The sequence below is a fragment of the Streptomyces sp. genome (genome assembly GCF_035563135.1).
Taxonomy (GTDB): Bacteria; Actinomycetota; Actinomycetes; order Streptomycetales; family Streptomycetaceae; genus Streptomyces.
Genome location: NZ_DATMVN010000650.1, coordinates 1 through 6,030 on the forward strand (window position 1 = coordinate 1; position 6,030 = coordinate 6,030).

A 6,030-nucleotide genomic window follows, 5' to 3' on the forward strand; every position below is an offset into this window, starting at 1 on the left:
GCGGGACCGGCCGGCACGGGCGCCTGGCCCCGCCCGCCCGGCAGCAGCCCTCTGCGCCGCCCCGCACCGGAGCGCGAACGGTCGTCGTCGAAGGGAATGACCTTGGCGTCCGCCATCGTCGGTCGCGCTCCTCTACCTGGCGCTGTGCGTCGAATGTGCCGTACTTGCCGGTCCCGCGCCGAGCGGCAGCCCGGCCAGCCTCCCGACCGCCCTGCCCACCCGCTCGGGGGGCAGCAGCCCCGGTCCCCGGCTCCGCGTGAACTCCGCGAACGTCTCGGCCGTGGTGAACTTCGGCCGAAAACCCAGCGTCTCGCGCATCTGCACGGTCGAGACGACCCGTCCGTGGGTGAGGAGCCGGATCTGCTCCGGCGAGAAGTCCGTCATACCGATCGTACGGAGTGCCGATCCCACCCAGGTGACAGCGGGCAGCAGCAACGGCACGGTCGGCCGTCCCAGCCTGCGCGAGCACTGCGAGAGCAGCAGCACACCGTCGCCCGCGATGTTGAACGTGCCGCTGTTCAGCGTGCCGCGCCTGGGTTCGCGGGAGGCGATCTCCAGTACGTCGACGACGTCGTCCTCATGGACGAACTGCAGCCGGGGGTCGTACCCGAGGACCGTCGGCAGGACCGGCAGCGACAGGTAGTCGGCGAGCGGCGAGTCCGGCTCGGGGCCCAGGATGTTCGCGAATCTCAGCACGCACACGGCCACGTCGGGCCTGCGGCGCGCGAACCCGCGGACGTATCCCTCGACCTCCACCGCGTCCTTGGCGAAGCCGCCGCTGGACAGGGACTTGGGGGGTGTCGTCTCGGTGAAGACCGCGGGGTCGCGGGGAGCGGAGCCGTAGACGTTCGTACTGGACTTCACCACGAGCCGCTGCACGGCCGGGGACTTCTGGCAGGCACCGAGCAGCTGCATCGTGCCGATGACGTTGGTCTCCTTGACCGCCGCCCGCCCGCCCGGACCGGCCGACTTCGCGGAGACGTCCAGATGGACGACCGTGTCGACGGAATGCTCGGCGAGGACCCTGGCGATCGCCGACTGCCTGATGTCCGCCAGGACGAATTCGGCCTCGCCCAGCCCGTGCGCGGGCTCGACCGCGTCCACGGCGATCACCCGCTCCACGCCGGGGTCGCGCTGGACACGCCGTACGAAACGGCCGCCCAGCTGCCGGGCCGCGCCTGTGACGAGCACGATCTTCCCCAAGATCAGCGCCTTCCGTCGATCGTTCACCGAGCGGGGGTCTTCCCCTGGCCGCCACCGTAGCCGGTGGACGCCGCCCTGTGACGACCCCGGGCGGGCTTGACCCGAATGCACCGAGGCCCTCCCGCCAGGACGGCGGGAGGGCCTCGGACTCACGAACTGCGTTCGCCTACTTCTTGTTGCGACGCTGAACGCGCGTGCGCTTGAGCAGCTTGCGGTGCTTCTTCTTGGCCATCCGCTTACGCCGCTTCTTGATAACAGAGCCCACGACTACCCTCGCTCACTTCTTCTTCACTGGTGCGGGGCGTCTGGGCCCACACGACCTACGTCGGCCTAGCCTACCCGCCACCGGGTGAGGGACGTAATCCGAGGGCGACGTCAGGCTGACTCCACCCCCACGAAGGACTCGCGAAGGTACTCGTGAACCGCTTGCTCCGGGACCCGGAAGGACCTTCCCACCCTGATCGCCGGCAGATGACCGCTGTGCACCAAGCGGTACACGGTCATCTTCGACACCCTCATGACCGAGGCGACTTCCGCCACGGTCAGAAACTTGACCTCGTTGAGAGGCCTCTCACTGCCAGCAGCCATGACCCACCTGTACCTTCCGCACGAGACGCGCACCGGCTTCCCCTCCGGTGACTCTTCGTCGTTGTGCGCTCACTCCCCAGATTAGGGGCGGGTGATGCGAGTGGGGAAGAGGTGAGACGATCGGCCGCCTACTGTGACAGACACGCCCGATTGAGCACATACCGCGCAAGCGGCCGGTAGTGGTCCGCGTGCACGCCGTCATCAAGTGGAACGGCGACGGACACCCGCCCCTCCGCCTCTCCCACGAACAACGCGGGGTCATCCGTATCGGCCAGCCCGATGGCCTCGATACCCAGCTGACCTGCCCCGCAGACCCATCCGTGGTCCCCGACCACCAGCTCGGGCAACGCCCCGCGGGCCTTCACCGCCTCCTCCAGCACAGCCCGAACCGGTAGCGGCGAGTGGGTGTGTGCGCCGGTCGCATCCCCGGGGGCCCGCACACCCGGTTCGCGCACCAGCGCGACACGTCGTACGTAATCGAGGTTGTACGTGCGTACGCCGAACCGGGTCGTTATGTCGACACGCCGCCCCTGCGCGGGGGTGAGCACCGTGCACCCGGCCGCCGACAAAGCGTCTGCCAGACCGGCGTAGAACCCGATCAGCCGGTGCGGATGCCCGGTGCCGAACAGCACCGGGGCCCGTCTCTCCGCAGCCCCGGCGAGCCGCTCCGCGAACGCGTCCAGAGCGGCCAGGGTCCGCTCCGGATCGATCACGTCCGGACCTGACACATGGCCGGGATCGTCCGACACCCCGCACTTGTCGGCCATCAGACGCAGCAGGTCACGTTCCCCCCACGCCCGGTCCGGATCGAGTCCGAGCAGCACACGAGGGTCCCTCGCCGCGAAAAGCCGATAACTCCGCAGACTGGTCTCCCGCGGCGTGGCCACGGGCCCGGCGAGCCGGGCCGCCAGCAGATGAGCGCGCAGCGCTCCGGTGCTCAACACCCTCCGATGCTCCCGCACCGGCAGCACCCCCGGGCCGGAACCCGGACACCGCCCCACCGTTGGCGTAACCCCCGTCGGCACGCCCCTTCCTCAGGCTCCTCAGGCCAGGAGCCCCCGCAGCGGGAAAGCCGACCGCCGGGCCGCCAGCACCGCCTGGTCCAGCCGGTCCGCCGGGTCGTAACCGTCCTCCCACGGCTTCCACGACGGCGTGCGGCCGTCCGTCATCCGATCCGGACCCGACTGCCGCGTACGGGCGTAGACCTCGTCCCGCCACGACGACGGGACGACCGACTCCGGGTCCACCGGCGCGTGAGCGGCGATCCCCACGAGATGGGTCCAGGACCGCGGCACCACATCCACCACCGCGTAACCGCCCCCGCCCAGCGCCACCCACCGCCCGTCCTCCGCGTAGGCGTGGGCGAGCTCATGACAGGCCGTCATGACCGCCCGCTGGGCGTCCAGCGACACCGCGAGATGCGCCAGCGGGTCCTCGAAGTGCGTATCGGCACCGTGCTGGGTCACCAGCACCTGCGGCCGGAAGTCCTCCAGCAGTTCCGGCACCACCGCGTGGAACGCCCGTAGCCACCCGGCGTCGCCCGTACCCGCCGGCAGCGCCACGTTCACCGCACCGCCCTCGCCCGCCCCGGCCCCTGTCTCCTCCGGCCACCCGGTCTGCGGGAACAGCGTGCGCGGGTGCTCGTGCAGCGACACGGTCAGCACCCTGGGGTCCTCCCAGAACGCCGCCTGCACCCCGTCCCCGTGATGGACGTCCACATCGACGTACGCCACCCGCTCCGCACCCAGCTCCAGCAGCCTGGCGACGGCGAGCGCCGGATCGTTGTACACGCAGAAACCCGACGCGGCCCCCGGCATCGCGTGGTGCAGCCCGCCGGTGAAATTCACGGCGTGCGCACTCTCCCCGCGCCACACCGCCTCCGCGGCCCCCACCGAGAGCCCGGCGATGAGCGCGGACGCCTCGTGCATCCCCGCGAAAGCGGGATCGTCGAGGGTCCCGAGCCCGTAGGCCTGATCGGCGGCCCTCGGGTCCACGGACGCAGCCCGGACGGCCGCCACATAGTCCTCGTGGTGGACGAGCCGCAGCGTGGAGTCCCCCGCCGGCCTGACGGACCGCACATCCACGGCCCCGTCCAGCCCGAACGCCCGCACCAGCCCCATCGTCAGGGCGAGTCTGACCGGATCCATGGGGTGACCGGACCCGAAGTCGTATCCCGTTACTGCCTCATCCCACATCAGCTGCGCGCGCCCGCTCATGCCCGCCACCGTATCGGGCCGCTTCCGCGCCGAAGGACCGGGCGTACACGAGCGTCGCCAGGACCAGGACCATGGGCACGAGCATCGCGCCGCGGTAGCTCCACACATCGCCGAGCACTCCCACGAGCGGCGACCCGACGAGGAAGCCCACGTAGTTGAAGACGTTCAGCCGGGCCACCGCCACATCACTCGCCCCGGGGAACATCCTCCCCGCGGCCGCGAACGTCTGCGGCACGATCACACAGAGCCCCAGCCCCAGCAGCGTGAAGCCGAGCATCCCCCACCAGGCCCCGGGTGCCACCGCCACCACGGCGAACCCCACCGCGGCCAGCACGCTGCCGCCCCGCACCACCGCCACCGCCCCGAACCGCCGGACCCCGAGGTCACCGACGGCCCGCCCCAGCAGCGTCGTCACCATGTAGACGTTGTACGGAACCGTCGCCAGCTGCTCCGAGCTGCCCAGCACGTCCTGCAGGTACTTCGCACTCCAGTTGGAGACCGTCGAATCCCCGATGTACGCGAACGCCATCACCAGGCAGAGCGGCAGCAGCATCCTGAAGGGCACGGGCGCACCCTGGCCGGGCCCCGCCGTCACCGGTCCCCCGCCGGCCTCCCCCGCCGCGTACCAGCGGCTCCCGATCAGAGCCGCGGGCAGCAGGACGGCCACCGCCGGCAGCCAGGACGCCGGCAGGGACAGGTCCCGGTGCGCCCCCGCCCAGGCCATCGACGCCCCGGCGATACCACCCAGGCTGTACGCGGCGTGGAACCCCAGCATGATGCTGCGCCCGTACGCCCGTTGCAGGCTGACGCCCATCATGTTCATGGAGGCGTCCAGAGCACCGACCGCCAGCCCGAACACACCGAGCGCGAGCGCCGCCTGCCAGACCTCGCTGCCGGCACCCACCCCGAGCAGGGCCAGCAGCACGACGGGCTGCGCCCACCTGAGCACGATCCCGGGCCGCACCCGTGCGACCACCTTCTCGGTGGCCACACTGCCGGCCCCCGCCAGGACGGGCACCGCGGCCAGGAAGAGGGGCAGCAGTCCGTCGGATATCCCGTAGCGGTCCTGAATGGCGGGGATGCGCGTCACGAGCAGGGCGAAGGTCACTCCTTGCACCAGGAAGCTCAAGGCGAGGGAGGCTCTGCCGTACCGCAATCGCGCGTCCGTCATGGCCGCGAGCGTAAAGCCCCGGTCCACCGGTGGGTAGATGAAGCTCAGGCGAGCAGTTTGGGGAGCTGCGACATGTCGGAGAAGTGTCCGGTGACCCCGACGAGCCGGTCCGCCGGCATCATCGAGGTGAACCCGTACACCTCCATCCCCGCCGCCAGGGCCGCCTCGACGCCGAGCGGACTGTCCTCGATCACGACGCACCGCTCAGGGGCGACGCCCATCCGTTCGGCGGCGTGGAGGAACAGGTCCGGGGCCGGCTTCCCTCGACCCACGTCCTCGGAGCTGAAGATCCACTCCTCCTCGAACCACTGGTCGAGCCCGGTCTTCCGGTGCCCGGCCGCGATCTTCTGGTGGCTTCCCGACGAGGCGACGCAGTACGCGACCCCGTCGGCGACGAGCTCGCCCAGCAGCTCCTCGACCCCGTCGACCGCTGCCAGCTGCTCCTCGTGGAACGCGGCGAGGGTGCGACGGTGCAGCTCCTCGTCGAAGTCTGCGGGCAGTTTCTGGCTCGTCCGCTCGTCCACCAGGTCGTGCACCCGGTGGATGGCGGCCCCCATGTAGTCGCGGAGGGACTCCTCGTACGAGGTGGGGTGACCGAGCTCCGTGAGGTAGCCGGCCAGGACCGTGTTGGAGATCGGCTCACTGTCGACGAGCACACCGTCGTTGTCGAAGATGACCAGTTCGTAGCGCATGGTTCGAGCCTAGACGCTCAGAACGCAGAAAAGCCCCGTGCCACAAGGGCACGGGGCTTTCCCGGAATAATTGTTCGGCGGCGTCCTACTCTCCCACAGGGTCCCCCCTGCAGTACCATCGGCGCTGAAAGGCTTAGCTTCCGGGTTCGGAATGTAACCG

At 70.4% G+C, this 6,030-nt stretch carries 7 protein-coding genes and 1 rRNA gene; all 8 read right to left on the bottom strand.

Going from position 1 to position 6,030, the window contains the following annotated elements; translation table 11 throughout:
- Positions 1-132 precede the first annotated feature (132 nt).
- A complete protein-coding gene (locus VN520_RS29130; RefSeq protein WP_325749944.1) occupies positions 133-1,203 on the bottom strand; it encodes an NAD-dependent epimerase/dehydratase family protein in 1,071 nt (356 codons plus the stop codon).
- 166 nt (positions 1,204-1,369) lie between these two features.
- Positions 1,370-1,468 carry a 30S ribosomal protein bS22 gene (locus VN520_RS29135; protein ID WP_003948845.1) on the bottom strand — a complete coding sequence of 33 codons (99 nt, stop codon included), beginning with the start codon at positions 1,466-1,468 and terminating at the stop codon, positions 1,370-1,372.
- A gap of 110 nt (positions 1,469-1,578) precedes the next feature.
- Entirely contained in the window at positions 1,579-1,791 is a 213-nt protein-coding gene (locus VN520_RS29140; protein WP_014046653.1) for a helix-turn-helix domain-containing protein, read from the bottom strand.
- 128 nt (positions 1,792-1,919) lie between these two features.
- Positions 1,920-2,735 carry a phosphatase gene (locus VN520_RS29145; RefSeq protein ID WP_325749940.1) on the bottom strand — a complete coding sequence of 272 codons (816 nt, stop codon included), beginning with the start codon at positions 2,733-2,735 and terminating at the stop codon, positions 1,920-1,922.
- Positions 2,736-2,834: 99 nt separating this feature from the next.
- Entirely contained in the window at positions 2,835-4,007 is a 1,173-nt protein-coding gene (locus VN520_RS29150) for an acetoin utilization protein AcuC (RefSeq protein ID WP_325749941.1), read from the bottom strand.
- On the bottom strand, positions 3,976-5,178 hold the full coding sequence (locus tag VN520_RS29155) for an MFS transporter (protein WP_325749942.1): 1,203 nt from the start codon (positions 5,176-5,178) through the stop codon (positions 3,976-3,978). The genes VN520_RS29150 and VN520_RS29155 overlap by 32 nt, the downstream gene beginning before the upstream one ends.
- Positions 5,179-5,222: 44 nt before the next feature.
- A complete protein-coding gene (locus tag VN520_RS29160) occupies positions 5,223-5,870 on the bottom strand; it encodes an HAD family hydrolase (RefSeq protein WP_325749943.1) in 648 nt (215 codons plus the stop codon).
- Between the two features lie 72 nt (positions 5,871-5,942).
- A 5S ribosomal RNA gene (gene rrf / locus VN520_RS29165) occupies positions 5,943-6,030 on the bottom strand; the annotation flags it as partial.

Bases quoted from the DNA above. Each gene is read 5' to 3' on its own strand.
- VN520_RS29155 (WP_325749942.1), bottom strand. From the start codon at position 5,178: ATGACGGACGCGCGATTGCGGTACGGCAGAGCCTCCCTCGCCTTGAGC.
- VN520_RS29140 (WP_014046653.1), bottom strand. From the start codon at position 1,791: ATGGCTGCTGGCAGTGAGAGGCCTCTCAACGAGGTCAAGTTTCTGACC.
- VN520_RS29150 (WP_325749941.1), bottom strand. From the start codon at position 4,007: ATGAGCGGGCGCGCGCAGCTGATGTGGGATGAGGCAGTAACGGGATAC.
- VN520_RS29160 (WP_325749943.1), bottom strand. From the start codon at position 5,870: ATGCGCTACGAACTGGTCATCTTCGACAACGACGGTGTGCTCGTCGAC.